Source organism: Agarivorans sp. DSG3-1 (assembly GCF_046774965.1).
Classification (GTDB): domain Bacteria; phylum Pseudomonadota; class Gammaproteobacteria; order Enterobacterales; family Celerinatantimonadaceae; genus Agarivorans.
In genome coordinates this window covers 272981-293108 of the sequence record NZ_CP177241.1, presented here as the reverse complement: position 1 = coordinate 293108, position 20128 = coordinate 272981, and the positions used below count along the sequence as shown (strand labels likewise).

The window sequence follows — 20128 nt, the reverse complement described above, 5'->3', positions numbered from 1 at the left end:
ATGAACGATAAGCCACGGGTTTTGGTTACAGGAGCGAGTAGAGGCATTGGCCGAGCGATCGCTGTTCGCCTAGCGAAGGAAGGTTATCAGGTAGTGATTAACTATCGTGGTAATCATGAGGCTGCTCAGCTCGCGCTTGGTTTAGTTAAAGAGCATTCTGAAAATAGCTACCTGCTGCCTTTTGATATTAGCCAGCGTGAACTATCCAAACAATGTATCGAAAAAGATATCGCTGACAACGGCGCCTATTTTGGGGTCGTTCTAAACGCGGGAATTGCTAGAGATAACGCTTTTCCTGCGATGACTGAAGAAGATTGGGATGGGGTTATACATACCAATTTAGATGGCCTTTATAACGTTTTACATCCCTTAGTTATGCCAATGATCCAAACCCGGAAAGGTGGGCGCATTATTACTCTTTCCTCTCTTTCTGGCGAAGTGGGTAATCGCGGACAAGTTAATTATAGTGCTGCCAAGGCGGGTATTATCGGTGCCACTAAAGCTTTAGCGTTGGAAGTCGCAAAGCGGAAAATTACGGTAAATTGTGTTGCCCCCGGATTGATAGATACCGACATGATGGCAGAGCTACCGCTCGACGAGTTAAAGAAGCAGATCCCCTTGCGTCGTTTAGGTGATGTGGAAGAAGTCGCTGGCACCGTGGCATTTTTGATGTCGAAAGACGCCGCTTATATTACTCGTCAGGTTATTTCGGTAAATGGAGGTATCGCATGAGTCAGCGTGTGGTGGTTACTGGAATGGCGGGTTTGACCGCCTTCGGTGACAATTGGTCAGATATTCAAAGTAAGCTTAAGCAAGGTGAAAATGCTGTCCGTTACATGCCTGAGTGGGAACGCTTTACAGACATGCATACTAAGTTAGCAGCACCGATTGATGATTATGAGCTGCCGACTTATCCACGTAAGAAAATACGTAGTATGGGTAGAGTATCCTTGCTGGCCACCCGAGCGACCGAGCTTGCTTTGTCACAGGCAGGCTTGCTTGATGACTCGCTAATTAAAGATGGCCGAATGGGCGTGTCTTACGGCTCATCTATTGGCAGTACAGCACCCATTATGCACTTCGGCGATATGCTGAAAAATGGCAATAGCAAAAAGATAACCTCGACTACCTACATTCAAATGATGAGCCATACCACGCCGGTTAATTTAGGAGTGTTTTTTGGTTTAAAAGGCCGAGTAATCACTAGTTCAAGCGCTTGTACATCGGGTAGCCAAGGTATCGGTTACGCTTACGAAGCCATTAAGTCTGGCGCTCAGCAATTGATGATTGCGGGAGGCGCAGAAGAACTTTGCCCCTCTGAAGCAGTGGTATTTGATACCCTTTTTGCTACCAGTACCCAAAACCAAAACCCTAAATCAGCACCGAGGCCGTTTGAAGAAAATCGCGATGGCTTGGTGATTGGAGAAGGCGCTGGAACATTGATTTTGGAGAGTTTAGAGCATGCTCAAGCGCGTGGGGCAGTTATTTATGCTGAGCTAGTCGGTTTTGGCACAAATTCAGACGGAACCCATGTCACTCAACCACAAAGTTCCACCATGCAAGTTGCTATGGAAATGGCCTTGAATGACGCAGGTGTTACTGGTGAGCAGATCGGATACGTAAGTGCTCATGGCACAGCTACTGACAAAGGTGACGTAGCAGAGAGTCTTGCTACCTACCAGGCCTTAAAAAGGGCTGTACCAATTAGCTCAATCAAAAGCTATTTGGGACATACATTGGGCGCTTGTGGGGCTCTAGAAGCATGGTTCTCCATTGAGATGATGAACAGTGGTTGGTTTGCTCCCACGCTTAATTTAGATGATGTGGACCCTGAGTGCGCGGCACTCGATTACATTGTTGGTTCTGGCCGCGACATAAAGACAGATTTGGTGATGAGTAATAATTTCGCATTTGGTGGAATTAATACCTCTCTTATATTCAAGCGTTGGACACGTTAAGTAAAACATTAGGAAGTTGTACGTGGAATTTTATACAAAAGATAAGCTAAAAGCTGTTGATGCGATTGAACAGGCGCAGCGTTTGGCCTTTGCTCCTGTGGCATTTCATACTGCCCGTAGTTTACGTGATTTAGGGATACTTGAGGCACTTGATGAGGCTGGTGATAACGGCCTAAGTGCTGAAAAAATAACGGCACTTTCAGGCGTTAGCACTTATGGCGTTAAAGTACTGCTCGATATGGGACTTAGCGCGGGACTGGTAATTTGGCATGACGCTGAACGTAGCTATGAGTTAACACGCTTAGGTTACTTTGTGTTGCACGACGGTATGACCCGAGCCAACATGGATTTTACTGCCGACGTTTGTTATACCGGCTTACAGCATTTAACCGAAGCGATTCAAAAAGGCACACCTGCAGGGCTTAAAGAGCTAGGGAACTGGGATACCATTTACGAAGGGCTCTCAACCTTACCTGAACCCGCAAAACAAAGTTGGTTTAACTTCGACCACTTTTACTCAGACAAAGCTTTTCCTAAGTTGCTTGAACTTGTATTTGCAAATAAACCATCAGACATTGTCGATATCGGCGGAAACACCGGGAAATGGGCAATTAAGTGTTGTGAGCACAACCCTGACGTTGCAATGAAAATTGTCGATTTACCGCAGCAGCTTGCTATGGCAAAAATAAATGCAGAACAGCATGGCTTTGCCGATCGAATTGATGGTGTAGCCTGTAATATGCTCGATCCAAGCGGCGAGCTGCCAAAAGGTGCTGACATTTATTGGATGAGTCAGTTTTTGGATTGCTTCTCACCGAAAGAAATAGTGTCGATATTAAGTCGGGTTAAGTCAGCAATGGGCCCTGGAAGTAGTGTGTACATATTGGAGCTATTTCCTGACCGGCAAACTCACGAAGCAGGGGCGCATAGCTTAAATGCAACGTCTTTATACTTCACGTGTTTAGCCAATGGCAACAGCCGCTTTTATAGATCGCAAGATTTTAAAGAATTTATTGGCGAATCTGGTTTAGAAATTAAAGAGCAGATCGACAATATTGGCTGGGGACACAGCTTAATTAAGTGTCAACTACCAGCAGAATAACCTTAATACTACTATTTCAAAGGACGAAAAATGATACGCGTAATTGGTATGTTATCTATAGTGGCAACACTATTATTAGCCCCTCAAGCTGCAATGGCAGAATCTAGCGATGCTAGCAATAAGGCTAAGGTTGTAGCGCCTAAGCCTTTATTGAATCAGTCAATACCTGAAAAACTGACACAAGAAGAAGTAAAGTCACTTATGGTAAAGGCTGGGCTAAAACGCAACTGGATCATTAAAGAAGAGCAAACAGATCTAATGTTTGCAGAAATCTATGTGCGCTCACATTACGTTGCGGTAGATATTAAGTTGCACGATGGACAATATGATATTTTGTATCGTGATAGCGACAACATGAAATACAACCCTGACTCTGGCTATATTCATCGCAAATACAAGGGGTGGGTAAAGAACCTTAGTGGTGATATTCAAAGTGAATTAGGTAAGGCCGCGATACAAAAATAGTATTTGGTGGGGCCGAAGCTTTATTCGGCTCTATTGATTCTTCCTATAAGAGTGACAAGGATGACTCTACACTTTCTTCGCGATCTTCTTCACGCAGTGTTACTACTTTTAAGCTTTAGCGTAACGGCAGCTAACCAAACTAACCTGCTTAGCGTTAATGTAGGCTATGGGCCACAGCCAAGTGCAGATGTAAATCAGCGCAATTACACTGTAGGGCTAGACTATGAGTTTTATCGCTATAAACGTAGCGCAAAGCAGTGGTTAAGCTTAGGTGTCGGATACAGCTATGTGGGGACGGATTACGAGCACAATCGGTCTTTGCATGCGGTTTCTGTATACCCTCAATTAACCTTGCTGGCTGAACCATATGGTGAATTTCAGCCTTGGTTTTTTGTTAGGGCGCTAGCGCCGACTTACCTTAGTGAGAAAAGCTTGGGGACGCGAAATCAAGCCAAGCACTTTGCATTTCAAGCGCAAGTTGGGGCAGGGGTAAACCACCTACCCACTAATTGGATGTTTGCTTTATCTTATAAACACTTTTCAAATGCTAACCTGTATCAACCGAATGACGGGATTGATATTCCTTTAGTTATCAATCTTGGAAAGCGATTCTAAAGCATTATTTGGGGTGGATATGTCTTCAAAGTAACTCAATAACAGCGGTCTATTTGAGGCTGATTCCGGGGTAAATGTTCTAGCGTGATCACAGCCTTGAAGTAACTCTAATGATTTTTCAACATCACTGTTTTGGTACATCTTTTCACTAAACTGCCAAGGGATTAAGGCGTCACTTTCGCAATGCACAAATAATATTTGGGTGTCATTTAGCTGGTGCAGTCTAGGCAGTGGGTCGTGACTAGTATCTATCACTATTGGGATTAACCAAGAACCGAGAAAGCCCAAACTACTTTGGTCCACTACGTGCTGAGCGACAGCGGGAAAGCTGTGGAAAGACGAATCAACAACCACTAGCTGAAACATATCTCGCTGTTTCGAATCGAGTAGGCCATCTAACATTACCGCCCCGCCCAGAGAAGTACCGATAGAGATTAATGCGTAGTTTTCTAAAGATGAAAACTGCTGCTCTACGAAGCGAAATACCGTTTTTGCATCAGCTTGCAGATTGTCAAAATTAGGTTCGCCACTTGAGTTGCCGTACCCAGAATAGTCAAATAGTAGTAAATCGTATTGTTGGTCTGTTACCCAAAGGTATTTTTCTACCGTTTCGCTGATGTTGCCGGCATTGCCGTGAAAATGAACCACTAAACCTTTGCTTTTTGCACTTTCAGACGAGATGAAAACAGTGTGTAGTTGGTTTCCAGAGTCAGATTCGATGAAGAAACTGTCATAGGTTTTGCCTGGTAATGACATTTCACCACCAAGTTTCGGATTGTAATAAGGAGAATGGCTACAGCCTACTAAGCTAAAAAAGAATAAAAAAAGTATGCTTAATTTTTTCATACCCTACATCTCCATAAACAAACATCTTGCTTTAATAACTCGAGATATTTGTAAATAGATCAGTAAGGTGCGTTTTAAATTTTTAGCTAGTTCGTGCTAGTTATTCTAATATCGCTATCGCTATACGCCCACAGCAAGGCAAGCTTCCACTAAACGGGGGATCTGTTGCTGCGCTAAACCTGCAATGTTAATGCGCCCGCCACCCACAATGTAAATTGCATGTTGCTCACGCAGCTGCTCGGTGTGCTGGTGGCTAAACCCCGTAAGTGAGAACATGCCTTGGTGCTGGGTAAAGTAACTAAAACGCTCACTGTTAGATTGCAGATTAAACTCATCAGCCAGGTTTTGTCGCAAACTACGCATACGTAGGCTCATTTGATTTAACTCGCTTTCCCATTGAGCTTTTAGATCGCTGTTATTTAAAATCTCAGCCACTATAGATGCGCCCCAGTTGGGCGGCATGGTGTAACTTCTGCGTGCTAATTCAAACAGCTTGCCTCTGGCATTTGTGGCTTGTTGTAAGGTTTCTCCCAGGACTATCGCCACACCACTGCGTTCACGATATAAACCAAAGCTTTTAGAATTTGAGCTAGCAAGTAGCAGCTCTGGCACACGGTTAGCTAAATAGCTTAAGCCTCTAATGTCTTCTTCCAAGCCTTGTCCAAAGCCTTGATAAGCTAAGTCTACAAAGGGTAAAAAACCATTTTTAAGCGCCAGTTCGGTAATACTTTGCCACGCTGCAAACGAAAGCTCGGCCCCTGTGGGATTGTGGCAACAGCCATGCAGCAGCAACACATCATTCGGCTCAAGCTTGGCAATCTGTTCCAGCATCGCTTCTTCATCAACCTGTTTACTTGCGGGATTAAAATACGGGTAAAACGCCACCTTTAAGCCTGCCGCTTGCATAATCGGTTGATGATTTACGTAACTAGGGTTAGACAACCACACCGTAGCGTTAGGTTTGGCACTGGCGATTAAATCGGCTAACAAGCGCAGTGCTCCGCTGGCGCCAGGGGTTTGCATAGCGATTGATCGCGAATAAGCGGCATTGCCTGTAAGTAGTAAATCTAACATGGCTTGGTTGTATTCAGCATTACCAGCTAACCCTATGTAGGCTTGAGTGGTTTGCTGTGCAAGCAAACGGTTTTGTGCTGCGGTTACCGCCTGCATCACTGGTGTTTGACCTTGCTCGTTGCGATACACACCTATCCCTAGGTCAATTTTGTTATCACGAGGATCGGCTTTATAGGCAATGCCTAAGGATAAAATAGGATCATCTTTAGCAATCGGGAGGTCTTCAAACATAGTCATTCCTTTAAACGAGATAGCGAGATAGTTTGAACAGGTTTTTTAAACCATCCGCTGGCGGCAATCACACCTAATACAGTGCTTATCATACCTATAATTGTTAGTAGATCGAGGCTTTCAGCAAATAGCCAATAAGCAAACATTGAGGCAAATACAGGCGTTAGTGAACCCAAGGCTGAGCTTAGCTCTGCGCCTAATCGAGTAATGGCATAGCCGTAGCAAAAACTGGCCAACAAACCCACTGCAAGCCCTTGTACCAGCATTTGTGCCGCTAAGGCTTGCCAAGGTAGTTGAGTAAAGCCCCAAGTATGAGAGCCGAAGCTGATAAGATAAATCAATAGCATTGCAGCATTGGGTACCGTAACTACGGCAGCTGTTTCTAAGGGCTTTAAACCACTTTGCCTAGCGCAAATGGTAAATACTGCCCATAAAAAGCTCGCGACCAAAAATATTAGCTGCCCAAAGGTTTGTTGTGAGTTTACTTGCTGCCAACTACTCGCCAGCAACAGTATTACTCCCACGCCAATAGCGCTTAAGCCCAGTTTTTTAAACGATTCAAAAGGTTGCTTATAGACTAGTACGGCAATAGCCGTTACAAAGAGAGGAGCTACTCCCGGCACCAAGGTACTGCCATGCGCAACGGGCGCAAAGCCCATGGCTACCGCAGACCCCAGAAAAAATGGCAAGCCAGCTCCAATCACCATTCCAGCTAAATAAAACCACGGTACTTGGCGAATGCGCTGCCAACGCTTTATCAGTAAGGGGCTGAGCAATAATCCTGGAATCACATAACGAAACAAGCTCAGCTCAAGTAAGCTTAAGGGCGATAACGCACTACTCCGCAAAGATATAAAGTAAGCAGACCAAACCAATACCGTGGCCATTACCGCTAACAAACCTAAGCGCTGTTGTTGCTGGCTACTTTGAATAGCTTGCACAAGAGGCCTGCCAGAGTAGTGTTGTTTAACATGTGTCAATGATTGAGGTATTTGCATAGGAGCCTTCCTTGGTTACCCCTTTATTATTACTAATTAATAACAGTGATAATTGGTACTTTGATTCAGCAAAGAAGACTTAATTGGCTCTGAGTGTTAGATTTTACTTATTAAGTGATGTTTTGAGCTAATGAGGGCTGTGTGAACAATGTTGATAAAGAGCTACTTTATTTAATTCAGCGAGACAGCAGAATAACCACCGCCGAATTGGCAGATAAAGTGGGGCTATCGCCGTCACCCGTTGCAAGGCGAATAAGGTTACTAGAAGACCAAGGGTTTATAGAAGGCTACCGAGCTCACTTAAGTAAATCTAAATTGGGCTTAAACATTACCACCTTTGTGCATGTGCGTTTAAAAGAGCATCAAGACGCACCTGTAATGGCCTTTGAATCAGCGGTGAGTGATATGGCTGCTGTGGTTAGCTGCCATACGGTATCGGGTGCTTTTGACTACTTGCTACAAGTACTTACAGCGGATTTAGTCGCCTACGAACAATGGGTAAGAGAGCTACAACGCTTGCCAATGGTAAGCCAAGTAGACAGCAGCTTTGCGATTCGAGAAGTGAAAAACCAACAAGCTTTGCCGATTTAGTCATAGCTAGTTACAAAAAAGGCGTAACACTGAGTGTTACGCCTTTTTTAATATGGTGGCCCTTCACAGACTTGAACTGTGGACCTAACGATTATGAGTCCGATTTAGGGGTATTTTAGGGTATATCGCAGTGAACAGCAATGAACAGCGAAGTGCTATTTTGTATTTATTTATCAATGGTTTGGTATGTTATTGTTTGTTCACTGAATAATATTGAAAAACACTGTTATACTGCCAATCTGCTACATATTTGCTACACAGGAATTGCACTTGGCTATTACAGGAAAGATAGGTACATCAACGCTTAAGGCGCTTTCTCCTGCCGATAAACGTATAAATGACACCGAAATAAAGGGCTTTCACGCGCGAATTTCGGCATCTGGGGCGATAAATTACTACCTTTATTACCGAATTAACGGTAAACAGGTCAATTTTTTACTCGGTAAAGCGGGGCATATTAGCCCTGTTCAAGCTCGCGATTTGGCAAAACAAAAAGTGGGAGAAGTTGCTGCTGGCAAAGATGTGCAGCTAGAGAAGCAAATCCTAAAGCGCAAGGTAGCCGCCGAGAAATTCACCCGCTTTGCCACCTATGTAGAAAACAAATATCATCCTTGGTTAGTTACCAACAATACTCGTACTGCAAACCAAATTAAGAATGTATTGCTGAAAAACTTTGTGTGCTTAGCTGATAAACAGCTTGCAGAGATTAGCGCGTGGGATATTGAGAAATGGCGCTCAGAGCGTAAAAAGAAAGGCGCTTCAATGGCGACCATTAACTACAACGTGAACACCTTAAAAGGTGCGCTAAGTAGAGCGGTCGATTGGGGGATAATTGAGTCTCACGAATTAAGCAAAGTAAAAGCCTACAAATTGGACAACTCTAGAGTGCGTTATCTCAATGATGATGAAGAAGCTCTTTTGCTAGGAGCTTTGCGCCAACGAGACAAAACTACCAAAGAAAAACGTAATAGTGGTAATGCTTTTAGAGAACAACGCGGTTACGAGCCACTACCTAACTTAGATAACAGCCGTTTTGCTGACCACATTGAACCCATAGTGCTAATGGCTATGAATACAGGCATGCGTAGAGGTGAGATCTTAGGGTTGAAATGGGCTGATATAGATTTGAATATTCCTAGCTTAACTATTCGCGGTGAAGCCGCTAAATCAGGTAAAACCCGCCATATTCCTTTAAACCCAAAAGTGCAGCAGGTTATTCAAGATTGGCGCAAACAAACTACCAGTAAACTTTATGTATTCGAGGGCGAGGAGGGAAAAGCGCTAACCGATATTAAAAAAGGCTGGGCGAAGGTGGTTGAGTTGGCCGAGTTAGAAGATTTTAACTTTCACGATTTACGCCACCACTTCGCTAGTAAGCTAGTGATGAAAAGTGTCGATTTAAACACAGTTCGCGAATTACTAGGCCATGCAGATATGAACATGACATTACGTTATGCTCACCTTGCGCCGGAGCACAAGGCAAATGCAGTTAATTTGCTTTAGTTGAATAAAAGGTCAATTGAGTATGGGGCAAATCTAGCGCCTATTAGCCGAGAGTGTTCAGTTTTGGGGATGTAAGCTTTGAGCTGATCGTGGTATGCGAAGTCAAACTCTACACCATAGACTTGAACCTCTTCAGATGACACGAGCTTGAGTAGATACTGCCAAAAACTCATTTCATTTCTAAGCTCTATAGCAAGACTCTTGCTGTACCAGTTCTCCATCCACCAGAGCATTCCGTCAGTGTCATTTAACTCAAGCCCCCGATATCGCACAGGCCAGCTCCTATCTTTGTCTTTGTGACTTGCAGTTCTTATAGTTACGTCTAGACCTTGGCCGCTAGCCATTACATAGCCTTCTAACTCTTCAAATGTTGCGCTATGAGTCAAGCCAACTTCGACAAACTTTTCTTCTCGAAGTTGAGGTAAGTAAACATAGTTAATTCTGGATACATCCTTAGAGCCCAGCTTAGTGACTTCTCTTTGCACTTGGTCACTGAAACGATTTTCAGTAATTTGCGTAAAGACAGTATTGCCGATGTCGAATCTCCTGCTTTCTTTTTCGTAAGAGAGAGAAACGAGTACATTCTCATCTGCATAGGAAGCCTTATTCTTGATGGATAGCCTTAGAGGGATTAAGTGGTTAGCTTGTCTTTGATCGCTTGGTTGCGCGTAGACGATATAAGTTGGAGTGTTTTCGCTCAAGGGGAACTGGTTGTTATATAGATTAACAACCAAACCTTCATCTTTGTAGCTGGCTATATAGTCCTTAAATAAAGGGTATAGTGCTCCTACGCATGAGATTATGGCAACAATACCTAATTTTTGTGCCAAACTCCGTTTTTTTTGGGGTGGTCGCTCAGTTTTACGTTTTGGGCTCGCAGTGTTTTTTCTTCCTTTTCGCTTCTTGCTCATTTGTTACTCCTTAATTCATTAACTCTCATTTTCCGTTTCCCTGCTGGTTAATGAGATTTCTCATTCCATAGATTCAGAGCCTGCCTTGTGCGAAAGGTTATAGTATTGAATTAACGGATACAATCATATTATGTTATGTGTTATTAGTGATCTATGATACTGAAGTATATGGACTTTGATGTTGTGTTTGTGTTGGATAGTTAAGATTCACTTTAAAACTTAGAGGTATAAAAACTGGGTAAGAAATGGGGCTACTTGAACCTTACATACATTTGGCTCTATCCGAGATGTATTGTGAGGCCTTACCAAGTTTTTTTATTAGCAAGGAGTAAACAAAATGGTCACCTTTTTATTGTTTTATTCAGGTTTCGTTATGTCAATTCTGACGTCGCAGATGTCAAATTGGAGAAATCACACGGTTCTGAATAGGCCAATCAAGTATACTCTACTACTCTTTTTTGTTTGGCAGAGCTCTAGTATTGCGGGGTTGTTTAAAAGGTTGCCGACTAACACAGAAGCAATATTATTGGAAAATATCCATCAACCAATTATTTTATTTGTTCTATTTGCGATGGCAATTCTAGGGTACTTTCTCGTTTTTTATAGTGTTGCAGTTGCGAAGTTAACAAAGTCTCTGCTTGATTAGTCGCTCTACTCGCTTCCTAATGTTAGCGGCTTTGAAAGTGACGCCATTCGTTTGATAGATACCAGTGTCATTGCTGCCCTTATTGTTTGTTAGGTTATTAGTGTTTTTTGTCATTAGACTTTGGGTTACTATATAACTTCAAATTATCAGGTAGTTAGAAGCATGAGCAAAGCAAGAGTGTTTAGAACGCAGGTTATAAAGCCCGTTCTTTTGAAGATTGGCGGTCCTAACTTGGCGGCCGAAGAGCTCCTATTGGGCACAGCGGTGCAAGAAAGCCTCAACTTCATGTATCGACGTCAGGTTGGAGGTGGTCCAGCTAAGGGCTATTTTCAGATGGAACCTGCTACACATGATGATATTTGGGATAATTTTTTGAAGTACCGTAAAGGCCTTGCGAAAGACGTAATCTCATTTCTGAGTTCTCCCAACGCTAACAAAATCACTGAGCTAGAAAACAACGATAAATACGCTGCTGCTATGGCAAGGGTTCACTATATGCGTGTTCCTGCAGCACTGCCAAAAGCTGGTGACATTAAAGCCCAAGCTAATTATTGGAAGCAATATTACAACACGCCTTTAGGCAAGGGGCTTCCACATGAGTACATAGACAAGTGGAACAAATACGTTGCTCCTGTAACTCCATAGAATGTAGAGCTGATAGATAATGATGAGTATAAGAAAAACGTTAGCCATAGCATGCGTTAGTGTAGGTATGATGCTGAGTAACATTAGTTGCGCAAGTAGTGAAGATGTTGTTACTTCAACGGCTAATGGCAAAAGCTATTATCACATGATGCTTTCATTGAATGATCATAGCATTAGTTCAATAAAGGAATTTAGCGCTGAGCAATTTGTTATGAATGGAGGGCAATTTGAGGTGAGGGTTCAACAAAATTCTTTCCCGATAAAAGCCCCAAACTGTAAAGGTGATTTGATCCTCAGAATGCCTTGGACAAACTCAGACTTAAGTGTTGCTGAGGTTTTCATTGATGAAAAATACAATGTGTACAAAGCAATTGTAGGCGCGTCAAAAAGTGAAGGTAGTAATGTCGATGTATACATTGAGCTAAACCCTTATGTTCAAATGACGGGCGATGATTTTGAGCTGACAGAGTGCAATGTGTTTTTTAGACATGCTAATGGTCAGTACATTCCTAAAACTGGGCCGTTAGATTAAGTAATGCTTTTACTATTTTTTGTGACTTTATGGCTACGAGACTGAGATGAAGAAGAGTCTTTATATAGGAAGATTTTCATGGAGCTGAAGTTAATCTCTGAATTAATTAAAGAGTTTGGAGCCCCAAGCTACATTTTGCTTTATTCAGGGTTAATCCTGTATCTTCAAAAAAAAATAAGAGAATACTATTCGACGAACCGTTCGCGTCATTCTGAATCCCTTCAGAATTTAATTTCTTACTTAAAAGAAAGTGAAAATAGGGATTTCTTTATAGTCGAGCAGCTAATGCTAGATCACTTTAGGGTTCAAATTCCTTATCGAGGGATTAAACTCATTTTAAACTCTGATACTCCCACGGAGAATCTATTTTACTATCGCTCTGGTCGCCGATACCTTGAATTTAGTGAACAATACAATTCAATAATCTACTGGAAGGGTAAGTCTAACCTTTGGCGTGAGTTTGTGATTGCTTGGTTTAATTATGTTGTTGTTGGAGGCGTCGGTGTTGCGATGCTCTTATCAAGTCATTTGGTTATTGAATATGAGATCCTCAGATACATAGGTTGGTTTAGCCTTTCGATATATTTGATTTTTATTGGTTTTATGGGCTTGGATAGCATTGTCGGGATAGCTAACGCTAAAAGGTTGGTTGCTAAATATAATCGCAAGAACTAGATAAGTAACTTGAATATTGCTAATTGGTTTTGTTGGACCGCTAAACGCTATGAAAAGACGCAGGATGCTTAACTCTAATACGAAGGTTAGATGAGAACTAAACCCAAGTGCAATTAATAGCAAAAGGAGTTGTTTTGGAAAAGTTTATATCGTTATCTGAAGTTGGTAATCATTCCAAGTTAACGGAAACGGAAGTTGTCCGAAGTGCCAGCTTAGCTGAGCTTGAATGGGCTTGTTTTGTTGGAAAAACCAAATCGATTCTTGGTGTGTTTTTCGAAGAAGGGTTCCGAGGTTTAGGAACCTACAATTACCGTGGTTGGGTGGGTATTCCTGCTGAGCATGCAGTAACGATTGTAGACGAGAAAAAAGTCCGATTACGTTTCGGACGAGCCGTTGATATTACTGGGGCTGAGTTACTTTCGGCTCCTATTCCATATACCGTTGGTTTTCCAAATAAGCTGTATCGCGAATGGGGATATCCCCGAGAGTTAACCGAGCATCACGTTATTCACATTTTCCCATTTTTTGAGCAGGTTTTATCGGAAACTCATGATTGGGTTAAAGGCTTGGATATGATTCAGAACATGCTTGAAAAAAACGCTCCAGCAGGTTTTGAAACCGAGCCCTTTGTAAGCGACAGCTTAAGAGAGAAAGCTGAGCATACGCCAGAGCATGTTTTGAAAGAACACCCTTTTGAATTTGAGTACAAAGACCTAGGCATTAGCTTGGCTTCATTAGCTAAGTTAGAGGCAGAGATCTTTGGTCCTGCAGATAAAGAAATGTTAACTGATGTTAAGTGTGAAGAAGACAAGCAGCGTGTTTATGCAATTGATGAGGTATTGACCCGACTTTTTGAAGCGCACTCAGGAAAAAGTTCTACTAAGTTATGGGCCTTATTAAAAGCCGATGTAAACGAAGAGCTGTTTAACTTTGACCAAAATGAGCTTATTCAAGAAATAGGTGATAAATTTTTGGTTTGGTCTGATGCTTCTGATAATGAACGAGAACTATCTAGGCGCAGTTTTGATAATAAAATGTCTGCATTAAGAAAAAATATTAATCACTTTTCTCACGGCTAGTCTCACGTGAGAAAAGTGAGAGTTTCAATGTACCTCGAAGTTAATCAATCAAGGTACATAACATGGAACATACAACACGCAACACTGATAAACGCGTACTAACCGAACAAGAAACATCTATCTATATAGGCATGAGCCGCTCTTACTTACGCCAAGCGCGTATGAGCGGCAATCGTGACAACCACACCCCTGCACCACCATTTATTAAAATTGGCCGAGCAGTTCGCTATTTACGCGAAGACTTAGACGCATGGCTTTGCAGTTTTCAACGCCTAGAGCATTTGGGTCAGTTGGGAGGTGTAGCTCATGTTTAACGATTTAACCGATGCTACCAAGAGAATGCTAAGCGATTTTGCTAACGGTCTACATATCGAGTTTTGCCTTAACCAAAAAGGTGAAGAGTTTTATATGACGGTAAGGGGTAAATTAAGCAAAGGCTTTGACCGAAGAACCTTAAACAACTTAATCGCTAATGGTTTGGTTCGGTACAAGGTCACAAGTTACTTAGGAACGCCGTGGCGAATTTACGGTATTAGCACCAAAGGTTGGGAGGTGTTTAATGCCCGTACCTGACCATGATGATAAAGCGTATGTTTTGCGTATATTAGCCAGCTTTCCTACAGAGTTTCGAATGCCACTTATGGCGCAGTATCATGCTGCGCCTACTAAGCGAGATGCCAATATTGGCATCCGCACTACTCGCGATAACGTAGCCAAAGCCATTGGCGCTAAACCCATAAGCTTAAACCTAGATTTGTGTGAAGAAGACTTAAGAAAAAAAGCCACTGAAAAGGCTGATAACTGCACTAGGCTTACACGCTTAAGTGACTCACCTAAATCTGCTTATGAAGATATAGCCGCTTACATACGGGGTAAAGGCATAAAGCCGCCTATTCCTCGTATTCTATTAAAAGGTAAAGTGACTAATGCCAACACCGAAAGCGATGCTTACAAAGGGGCTATCAACCGCACTAAGAACAGTGGTTGGTGGCTTAGAAAGCTACGCCAAAAATTGAATCAAGATATCGAGGCCACCGCGCAACACATAGGGCTAGTGAATAAAAGAAAGCAAATCTACTGTAGCAACATCACTCTTAACCGCCGAACAGCGCAACTGGCCTATCAAGACAAACTTATGTCTAGCTCCTTTGTGATAAACGATGCAGGGCAACGTTACAGCTTAAAAGAGCTATCAGACTTAAATGTATCTAATCCCGAAATCCGCAGACAAGAACTAATGGTAAGGGCGAGGGGCTTTCAAGAGTTAGCCGAAGAGCATAAACATGTTGGTTTGTTCTTAACGTTAACTTGTCCGTCTAAGTACCATTCTAGCTATGGCACTACTGGCCACCGCAATCCTAAATGGAATGGGTCGCTGCCTAAAGATGGTCAACAATACCTACGTGATATCTACGCTAAAATCCGCGCCCAGCTCGATAGAGACAATATAAAGCCTTACGGCATTCGAGTGGCCGAGCCCCACCATGACGGCACACCCCATTGGCATTTACTGGTATTTATCGCACCCGAACAAAAGCAACACATGTTAGATATTTATCGTCACTATGCCTTTGAAGAAGATGGTGATGAAAAAGGTGCAGACTTACACCGATTTAAAGCGGTAGAGATAGACCCAAACAAAGGCAGCGCAGCAGGTTACTTAGCTAAGTATGTGTCTAAGAACATTAACGGTAAATCACTAGACAGTGGCATACATGGTGAAGAGCCAATAGAAGCGGCCGCAAGAGTTAACGCATGGGCGGCTTGTTGGCGTATAAGGCAGTTTCAACAAGTGGGCGGGGCATCGGTCACCGTTTGGCGAGAACTACGCAGACTAAAGAAGGTCTGCAGGTTCGATGAAACCATCCAACAAGCCTTTAAAGCTGCCGATACCGCCAACTGGAAGGAGTTTACCAAGGTAATGGGCGGCGTGTGGTGCAAGTTAGCCAACAGGCCATTAAGGGTTTACTACCAGCAAACCGTAGATACCGAAACGGGCGAATGTAAAACCAACGCCTATGGCGATGTATTTGTTAAACGTCTTAAGGGCGTGCTTTATCAAGGTTTAGAAATCGTCACCCGCCACTTTGAATGGCAGGTGGTTAAAGGTTCAAGCTCTTCGGCTTTACTTGGAGTTCTGTAAATAAGTGTACGCTTGAGTTCTTAAAATAGTGTGAATCAACCTTGTTAACTAGATATCTGTCATTAAGTCGCTATGGTACTATTTCCCTTATTAATAATTATTAAGGGCAGTCATGCTGAAATCACTGCGAGTTAGAAACTTCCGTAGTTTTTCCAACGCGAAAGAAAATGCATTTATAGATATCAAGCCATTAACTGTATTGCTAGGTAAAAACAGCAGCGGAAAAAGTTCGTTTATAAGAAGCTTTCCTTTGTTAAGGCAGTCTGTCGAGACCGATACTACAGGTCCTATTCTGTGGTACGGAGCTTATGTGGATTTAGGGGCTTTTTCTGAGGTGAAAAATAATGACTTAGATGATGAAGAAATTCACTTTGATTTTAAGTTGCGCTTAACGTTGGATGATTTCTCTAGGTATGGGACGAGATATAGAAGAACTTTTTCTAGAGATATGGCTGTTGAGAGTGATATTGATTTGGATGTAAGTGTTTCTGTGGGAGAAGAAAATAAAAAAACGGTTGCGAAGGCTGTTAAAATTACTTTAGAAGATGAAATTTTTGAATTTAAATTTCAGAATCAAGAAAAGGGGGTTTTTTCATTTAATGGTATCGAAGTTGGCATTTCCCACATTTTAGGAAATCAGTTCATACCTCATATTGGTAAGTTTTCTCAGAAGAAAGTTTACTTAAGTGATGGAGAAGAAACAACTATTAAGCAGTTTGATGAGGAATTTCTTACAGATTACTTGTTTAGGAAATCTTTGCCTAGATTGCGTGATTTTTTTCATTCCAACACCTCAGTTGGGAAAATAAGAGAGGGGCTAGATAAGATCGGGATATGCAACAGAGAGTCGTTGTATAAGCTTTTGCATTATGTCTACTCTGGTAATAGCGTATTTATTCGTAACTTAGAAGAGCGTGGAGATGAAATTGTAGAGGTTTTCTTTAAGACGCTAATAAGATTTAATATAATAGACTTGCTGGAAACAATTAATCGTGATTTGAGCAATGTTTTCAAAGGTGTTCGGTATATAGCACCTTTAAGAGCAACAGCTGAACGATATTATCGACATCAAGATCTTCAAGTTAATGAAATTGATCATACTGGTTCAAATTTGGCAATGCTTTTGAAATCTCTCCCTGAGACTCAGAAAAAGAGTTTCTCAAAATGGACAGAGGAAAACTTTGGGTTTTCAATTCGAGTCGAAGAGTTAGGACTTCATTATGCTCTAAAAATAAAAAATAAACATGATAGTCATGAGTATAACATCAATGATATGGGATTTGGTTTTTCTCAAATATTGCCTATTGTTGCATCTATTTGGTTTGAATCGCAAACAGGATTTTCCAAACGTTACAGATACAGAAGGAGAGGGCAGCTAATATTTACTATCGAACAACCAGAGCTACACTTGCATCCGGAATACCAAATGAGGTTGGCCAAATTATTCGCCAAGGTGGTTACCGTAAAAAACCGATATAACTCATCAGTATCAATAATATTTGAAACACATAGCAGAACAATGATTAATGCACTAGGTGACTGTATTGAAGTTGGAGAGTTATCTGAGCATGACGTTAATATTGCAATATTTGATAAAGGTGAACATAGAAAGTTCTCAAATGTAAGTTTTTCAAAATTTGATGAAGATGGCGATTTGATTAATTGGCCTATTGGTTTTTTTTCTGGGAGTGTTGAATGATATTGAAGGTCATTTGTAACCCCGATGAGCTTGATGTCGATTATCATCAAAAGGTTTCAGCATTCGAAAATATTTTATCTGCCCAAAGAGATGGTAATCATGTTGTTTATTGTGATCGTAAGTTGATACGTCATTTCAGAGGAAGTTCTCACTTGAGTTCTTCTAGTCTGCAAACAATTTCAGAACTTCATTTTTTATCCAGAGAGTATAAAACAGTATCTAATGAAATATCGGTGGTGGTTCATGTTTTGTTTGACCGCTCTCATTATGTTAATAATTTGGATGCTAATGGGCAAAATATTATTGAAATCTCTTACGATTACTTCAACTCTACATTAAGAGTCCAGCCATCTACATTAATTCCCGAAAATGATAAAGATTTTGATTTCTTTAAAATAATTGCAGATGGGTATTTGAATAGAAAGTCTAACTACAATTTCAACTTGAAGTTAAGTAAACATTGTGGATATGGGTCACATACATATAGTGTTTACTCAGAGTATAAGTCTTCACAGAAGCTTGCACTTTGTATTGTAGACAACGATGTAAAGTATCCAGGTGCGTCGGTCGGTAGCACCGCCCGTCAGTTTGGTCAAAATGGCTTTTGTATCGATGGAACAGTTGAAGCTAAGATGCTGAGTGTTCGCGAGATAGAATCTTTGTTACCTGAAGAAGTTATTGAAGAAGCATTAGTTTCGAAAGGTTATCCAGCCAATAGTATTGATGTATTAGAGAAAATGAAGCGATTAGAGCAAATTAGTAGCGGAGAGTTTAGAAAATATTTTGATCATAAAGATGGAATTACGTTGAAACAAGCTCTTCAACCTAGTTGGTCGGCTTTCTGGAAGGACTTCTTTGTGGCTGAGCCTACATTTGGTATAAAGCCCTGCGCTCAGAATAATGATTGTATAGAATGCGGAAGCTGTATAAAACTAGATGGATTCGGAGAGAGAATATTGGAAAAAAGCTTAGAAGTAATGGATGATTCGCATAAAAGAAAGCTTTTTGAACGACTGTCTGGAATCATTCTAGAGGAGTGGGAGGCTATTGGAGAAAAAGTTATTGCATGGGGCTGTGCTCCTAAAGCAGGGCGAGCAAGGGCTTCCTAATAAATATACCCTCAATTAATGCTAGGAGGAAGCAATGATCCAATCTGGCAGTATAGTGTCTTTTTCTGTTGAGGCGTTAGGTATTATAGGAGGGGTTTTGGGTTTGATTTATATCATCTACCGAATGAAGGCTCTTTCCTTTGCTAATGGTATGAAGCATTTTGAGGTATTCAAAGCGCTTCAACAATTGTGCGGTTCTGATGCAAGAGATAATATGCCATCAATTCGCGTTGCTTTGTCATGTGTAACTTCTCGAGACCTATCCTCTAAAGAAATCGAATGGTTCTTATATACTCCAGGAGCATTTAGATATTTAAAAAGATATGGAAAATTTAAGCGATATATAGATATTGATTTTGATAAGAATCTGTTCAAGTTTGTTGACCGTTATAGTACTAGAAAAAGCCGGTGGATAGAGGCTGCGAAGCTAGTATCAATTTACGCTGTAACCGCATCAATAGGGATTATGATGGTTACCGAAATTCCATTGCTGGTTGATGGTGGGATGGTGAATCGATTAGCTGGTTTTCATTTGGCTGGTTACTTCTTTATAGCTGTATCGCTACTATTTATGTATATGGCACTAATGTTTCAACAGGCTACTTTTCTTGTTGATGTAGAGTTGCCTAAAAAATAGCCACTAAAATTTAGGGGGTTGCTTGTTTAAAAAGAGAGTGACTTTAAGATTCAAAAAACCTGTAAAGACGAATATTAGCTAATATTAACCCTTTTACAAACTTTCCCGTGTGTAGCAAACACAAAAAAGCCAAGGTGGAATTACCCACTTTGGCTTTTAATCAATATGTTATGAACAGGTGTTTAGTTCATGCCGGAAGTACCGGCCTTCAGGCTTCCAAGTAAGCATCCTTAAGTCGTCAGCTCTCTTCCTCGCTCTGAGGTGTCCCATTAGCTTTCAAGTCTAACTACATCAATTAATCCGAAGAATTGATCTTGTGAGCGTTGAGCTAGTTTTTGATTGGGTTGTGAATACTGGTGGCGAACAGGAATACAAAGTGAAGAGTAAATGGGTTTAAAGCTAGCTTTAAAAAGTGTTATTTCAGAAAATCTGCTACATATTTGCTACACAGAAAGTAAAAATAGAAAAGGCGTAGTGGTTACTAACCTTCTACGCCTTTGTATGTGGTGGCCCTTCACAGACTTGAACTGTGGACCTAACGATTATGAGTCGTGTGCTCTAACCAGCTGAGCTAAAGGGCCAAATTGGGTGTTGCGAGCTTAGCTCAAACAACGAGGCTGGATTATAAAAAAACATCTCAGCCTTGTCTATGCGTTTGAATCTAAGCGC

General features: G+C 41.5%; 21 protein-coding genes and 1 tRNA gene. 17 read left to right on the top strand and 5 right to left on the bottom strand.

The window, feature by feature from the left end:
- Genes fabG through ACLD71_RS01360 form a run of 5 tightly spaced genes read left to right on the top strand, consistent with a single transcriptional unit; the run spans position 1 to position 4140 of the window.
- Positions 1–732, top strand: a complete 732-nt coding sequence (gene fabG, locus ACLD71_RS01380) for a 3-oxoacyl-ACP reductase FabG (RefSeq protein WP_303551769.1) — start codon at positions 1–3, stop codon at positions 730–732.
- Entirely contained in the window at positions 729–1958 is a 1230-nt protein-coding gene (locus tag ACLD71_RS01375; RefSeq protein ID WP_411992564.1) for a beta-ketoacyl-ACP synthase, read from the top strand. Before fabG ends, ACLD71_RS01375 begins: the two co-directional genes overlap by 4 nt.
- 22 nt (positions 1959–1980) lie before the next feature.
- On the top strand, positions 1981–3060 hold the full coding sequence (locus ACLD71_RS01370; protein WP_411992562.1) for a methyltransferase: 1080 nt from the start codon (positions 1981–1983) through the stop codon (positions 3058–3060).
- A gap of 30 nt (positions 3061–3090) precedes the next feature.
- The gene (locus tag ACLD71_RS01365) at positions 3091–3525 is read left to right on the top strand and encodes a hypothetical protein (protein ID WP_303551763.1); all 435 of its coding nucleotides are present in this window, start codon (positions 3091–3093) and stop codon (positions 3523–3525) included.
- Between the two features lie 60 nt (positions 3526–3585).
- Positions 3586–4140 (top strand): acyloxyacyl hydrolase, encoded by a 555-nt coding sequence (locus ACLD71_RS01360; protein ID WP_411992560.1) that lies wholly within the window; start codon positions 3586–3588, stop codon positions 4138–4140.
- Here the strand turns inward: ACLD71_RS01360 and ACLD71_RS01355 are convergent.
- The 3 genes from ACLD71_RS01355 to ACLD71_RS01345 form a co-directional block, all read right to left on the bottom strand.
- Positions 4111–4986 carry an alpha/beta hydrolase gene (locus ACLD71_RS01355; RefSeq protein WP_411992558.1) on the bottom strand — a complete coding sequence of 292 codons (876 nt, stop codon included), beginning with the start codon at positions 4984–4986 and terminating at the stop codon, positions 4111–4113. The genes ACLD71_RS01360 and ACLD71_RS01355 overlap by 30 nt on opposite strands.
- Before the next feature lie 120 nt (positions 4987–5106).
- Positions 5107–6291 (bottom strand): aromatic amino acid transaminase, encoded by a 1185-nt coding sequence (locus ACLD71_RS01350; protein WP_411992556.1) that lies wholly within the window; start codon positions 6289–6291, stop codon positions 5107–5109.
- Positions 6292–6293: 2 nt separating this feature from the next.
- A complete protein-coding gene (locus ACLD71_RS01345; RefSeq protein ID WP_411992554.1) occupies positions 6294–7289 on the bottom strand; it encodes a DMT family transporter in 996 nt (331 codons plus the stop codon).
- Positions 7290–7430: 141 nt separating this feature from the next.
- Here ACLD71_RS01345 and ACLD71_RS01340 point away from each other — a divergent pair, with 141 nt between their 5' ends.
- Positions 7431–7880 carry an Lrp/AsnC family transcriptional regulator gene (locus tag ACLD71_RS01340; protein ID WP_411992553.1) on the top strand — a complete coding sequence of 150 codons (450 nt, stop codon included), beginning with the start codon at positions 7431–7433 and terminating at the stop codon, positions 7878–7880.
- Positions 7881–8150: 270 nt separating this feature from the next.
- Positions 8151–9383, top strand: coding sequence for a tyrosine-type recombinase/integrase (locus tag ACLD71_RS01335; RefSeq protein WP_411992551.1), 1233 nt, complete (start codon positions 8151–8153; stop codon positions 9381–9383).
- Here the strand turns inward: ACLD71_RS01335 and ACLD71_RS01330 are convergent.
- Positions 9380–10294 (bottom strand): hypothetical protein, encoded by a 915-nt coding sequence (locus ACLD71_RS01330; protein WP_411992549.1) that lies wholly within the window; start codon positions 10292–10294, stop codon positions 9380–9382. The genes ACLD71_RS01335 and ACLD71_RS01330 overlap by 4 nt on opposite strands.
- A gap of 808 nt (positions 10295–11102) precedes the next feature.
- Here ACLD71_RS01330 and ACLD71_RS01325 point away from each other — a divergent pair.
- The 10 genes from ACLD71_RS01325 to ACLD71_RS01280 all read left to right on the top strand — a co-directional run bounded on the left by ACLD71_RS01325 (position 11103) and on the right by ACLD71_RS01280 (position 19459).
- Entirely contained in the window at positions 11103–11585 is a 483-nt protein-coding gene (locus tag ACLD71_RS01325; RefSeq protein WP_411992548.1) for a hypothetical protein, read from the top strand.
- Between the two features lie 19 nt (positions 11586–11604).
- On the top strand, positions 11605–12117 hold the full coding sequence (locus tag ACLD71_RS01320) for a hypothetical protein (protein WP_411992546.1): 513 nt from the start codon (positions 11605–11607) through the stop codon (positions 12115–12117).
- 78 nt (positions 12118–12195) lie between these two features.
- Positions 12196–12792 (top strand): hypothetical protein, encoded by a 597-nt coding sequence (locus tag ACLD71_RS01315; RefSeq protein ID WP_411992544.1) that lies wholly within the window; start codon positions 12196–12198, stop codon positions 12790–12792.
- Between the two features lie 134 nt (positions 12793–12926).
- A complete protein-coding gene (locus tag ACLD71_RS01310; RefSeq protein WP_411992542.1) occupies positions 12927–13871 on the top strand; it encodes a hypothetical protein in 945 nt (314 codons plus the stop codon).
- A gap of 62 nt (positions 13872–13933) precedes the next feature.
- A complete protein-coding gene (locus ACLD71_RS01305; RefSeq protein ID WP_411992540.1) occupies positions 13934–14185 on the top strand; it encodes a helix-turn-helix transcriptional regulator in 252 nt (83 codons plus the stop codon).
- On the top strand, positions 14178–14444 hold the full coding sequence (locus ACLD71_RS01300) for a hypothetical protein (RefSeq protein ID WP_411992538.1): 267 nt from the start codon (positions 14178–14180) through the stop codon (positions 14442–14444). The genes ACLD71_RS01305 and ACLD71_RS01300 overlap by 8 nt, the downstream gene beginning before the upstream one ends.
- Positions 14431–16014, top strand: a complete 1584-nt coding sequence (locus tag ACLD71_RS01295) for a replication endonuclease (protein ID WP_411992536.1) — start codon at positions 14431–14433, stop codon at positions 16012–16014. Before ACLD71_RS01300 ends, ACLD71_RS01295 begins: the two co-directional genes overlap by 14 nt.
- Before the next feature lie 112 nt (positions 16015–16126).
- Positions 16127–17713, top strand: a complete 1587-nt coding sequence (locus tag ACLD71_RS01290; RefSeq protein WP_411992534.1) for an AAA family ATPase — start codon at positions 16127–16129, stop codon at positions 17711–17713.
- Positions 17710–18822, top strand: a complete 1113-nt coding sequence (locus ACLD71_RS01285) for a hypothetical protein (RefSeq protein ID WP_411992532.1) — start codon at positions 17710–17712, stop codon at positions 18820–18822. The genes ACLD71_RS01290 and ACLD71_RS01285 overlap by 4 nt, the downstream gene beginning before the upstream one ends.
- Positions 18823–18856: 34 nt before the next feature.
- A complete protein-coding gene (locus tag ACLD71_RS01280) occupies positions 18857–19459 on the top strand; it encodes a hypothetical protein (protein ID WP_411992530.1) in 603 nt (200 codons plus the stop codon).
- 504 nt (positions 19460–19963) lie between these two features.
- Here ACLD71_RS01280 and ACLD71_RS01275 read toward each other — a convergent pair.
- A tRNA-Ile gene (locus tag ACLD71_RS01275) sits at positions 19964–20040 on the bottom strand.
- Positions 20041–20128 lie beyond the last annotated feature (88 nt).

What these genes read in the sequence shown, in the direction of transcription:
- ACLD71_RS01300 (WP_411992538.1), top strand. Translation starts at nt 14,178, where the DNA reads ATGTTTAACGATTTAACCGATGCTACCAAGAGAATGCTAAGCGATTTT.
- ACLD71_RS01285 (WP_411992532.1), top strand. Translation starts at nt 17,710, where the DNA reads ATGATATTGAAGGTCATTTGTAACCCCGATGAGCTTGATGTCGATTAT.
- ACLD71_RS01290 (WP_411992534.1), top strand. Translation starts at nt 16,127, where the DNA reads ATGCTGAAATCACTGCGAGTTAGAAACTTCCGTAGTTTTTCCAACGCG.
- ACLD71_RS01320 (WP_411992546.1), top strand. Translation starts at nt 11,605, where the DNA reads ATGATGAGTATAAGAAAAACGTTAGCCATAGCATGCGTTAGTGTAGGT.
- ACLD71_RS01305 (WP_411992540.1), top strand. Translation starts at nt 13,934, where the DNA reads ATGGAACATACAACACGCAACACTGATAAACGCGTACTAACCGAACAA.
- ACLD71_RS01325 (WP_411992548.1), top strand. Translation starts at nt 11,103, where the DNA reads ATGAGCAAAGCAAGAGTGTTTAGAACGCAGGTTATAAAGCCCGTTCTT.
- ACLD71_RS01330 (WP_411992549.1), bottom strand. Translation starts at nt 10,294, where the DNA reads ATGAGCAAGAAGCGAAAAGGAAGAAAAAACACTGCGAGCCCAAAACGT.
- ACLD71_RS01315 (WP_411992544.1), top strand. Translation starts at nt 12,196, where the DNA reads ATGGAGCTGAAGTTAATCTCTGAATTAATTAAAGAGTTTGGAGCCCCA.
- ACLD71_RS01350 (WP_411992556.1), bottom strand. Translation starts at nt 6,291, where the DNA reads ATGTTTGAAGACCTCCCGATTGCTAAAGATGATCCTATTTTATCCTTA.
- fabG (WP_303551769.1), top strand. Translation starts at nt 1, where the DNA reads ATGAACGATAAGCCACGGGTTTTGGTTACAGGAGCGAGTAGAGGCATT.
- ACLD71_RS01345 (WP_411992554.1), bottom strand. Translation starts at nt 7,289, where the DNA reads ATGCAAATACCTCAATCATTGACACATGTTAAACAACACTACTCTGGC.
- ACLD71_RS01280 (WP_411992530.1), top strand. Translation starts at nt 18,857, where the DNA reads ATGATCCAATCTGGCAGTATAGTGTCTTTTTCTGTTGAGGCGTTAGGT.
- ACLD71_RS01295 (WP_411992536.1), top strand. Translation starts at nt 14,431, where the DNA reads ATGCCCGTACCTGACCATGATGATAAAGCGTATGTTTTGCGTATATTA.
- ACLD71_RS01375 (WP_411992564.1), top strand. Translation starts at nt 729, where the DNA reads ATGAGTCAGCGTGTGGTGGTTACTGGAATGGCGGGTTTGACCGCCTTC.
- ACLD71_RS01355 (WP_411992558.1), bottom strand. Translation starts at nt 4,986, where the DNA reads ATGAAAAAATTAAGCATACTTTTTTTATTCTTTTTTAGCTTAGTAGGC.
- ACLD71_RS01360 (WP_411992560.1), top strand. Translation starts at nt 3,586, where the DNA reads ATGACTCTACACTTTCTTCGCGATCTTCTTCACGCAGTGTTACTACTT.
- ACLD71_RS01365 (WP_303551763.1), top strand. Translation starts at nt 3,091, where the DNA reads ATGATACGCGTAATTGGTATGTTATCTATAGTGGCAACACTATTATTA.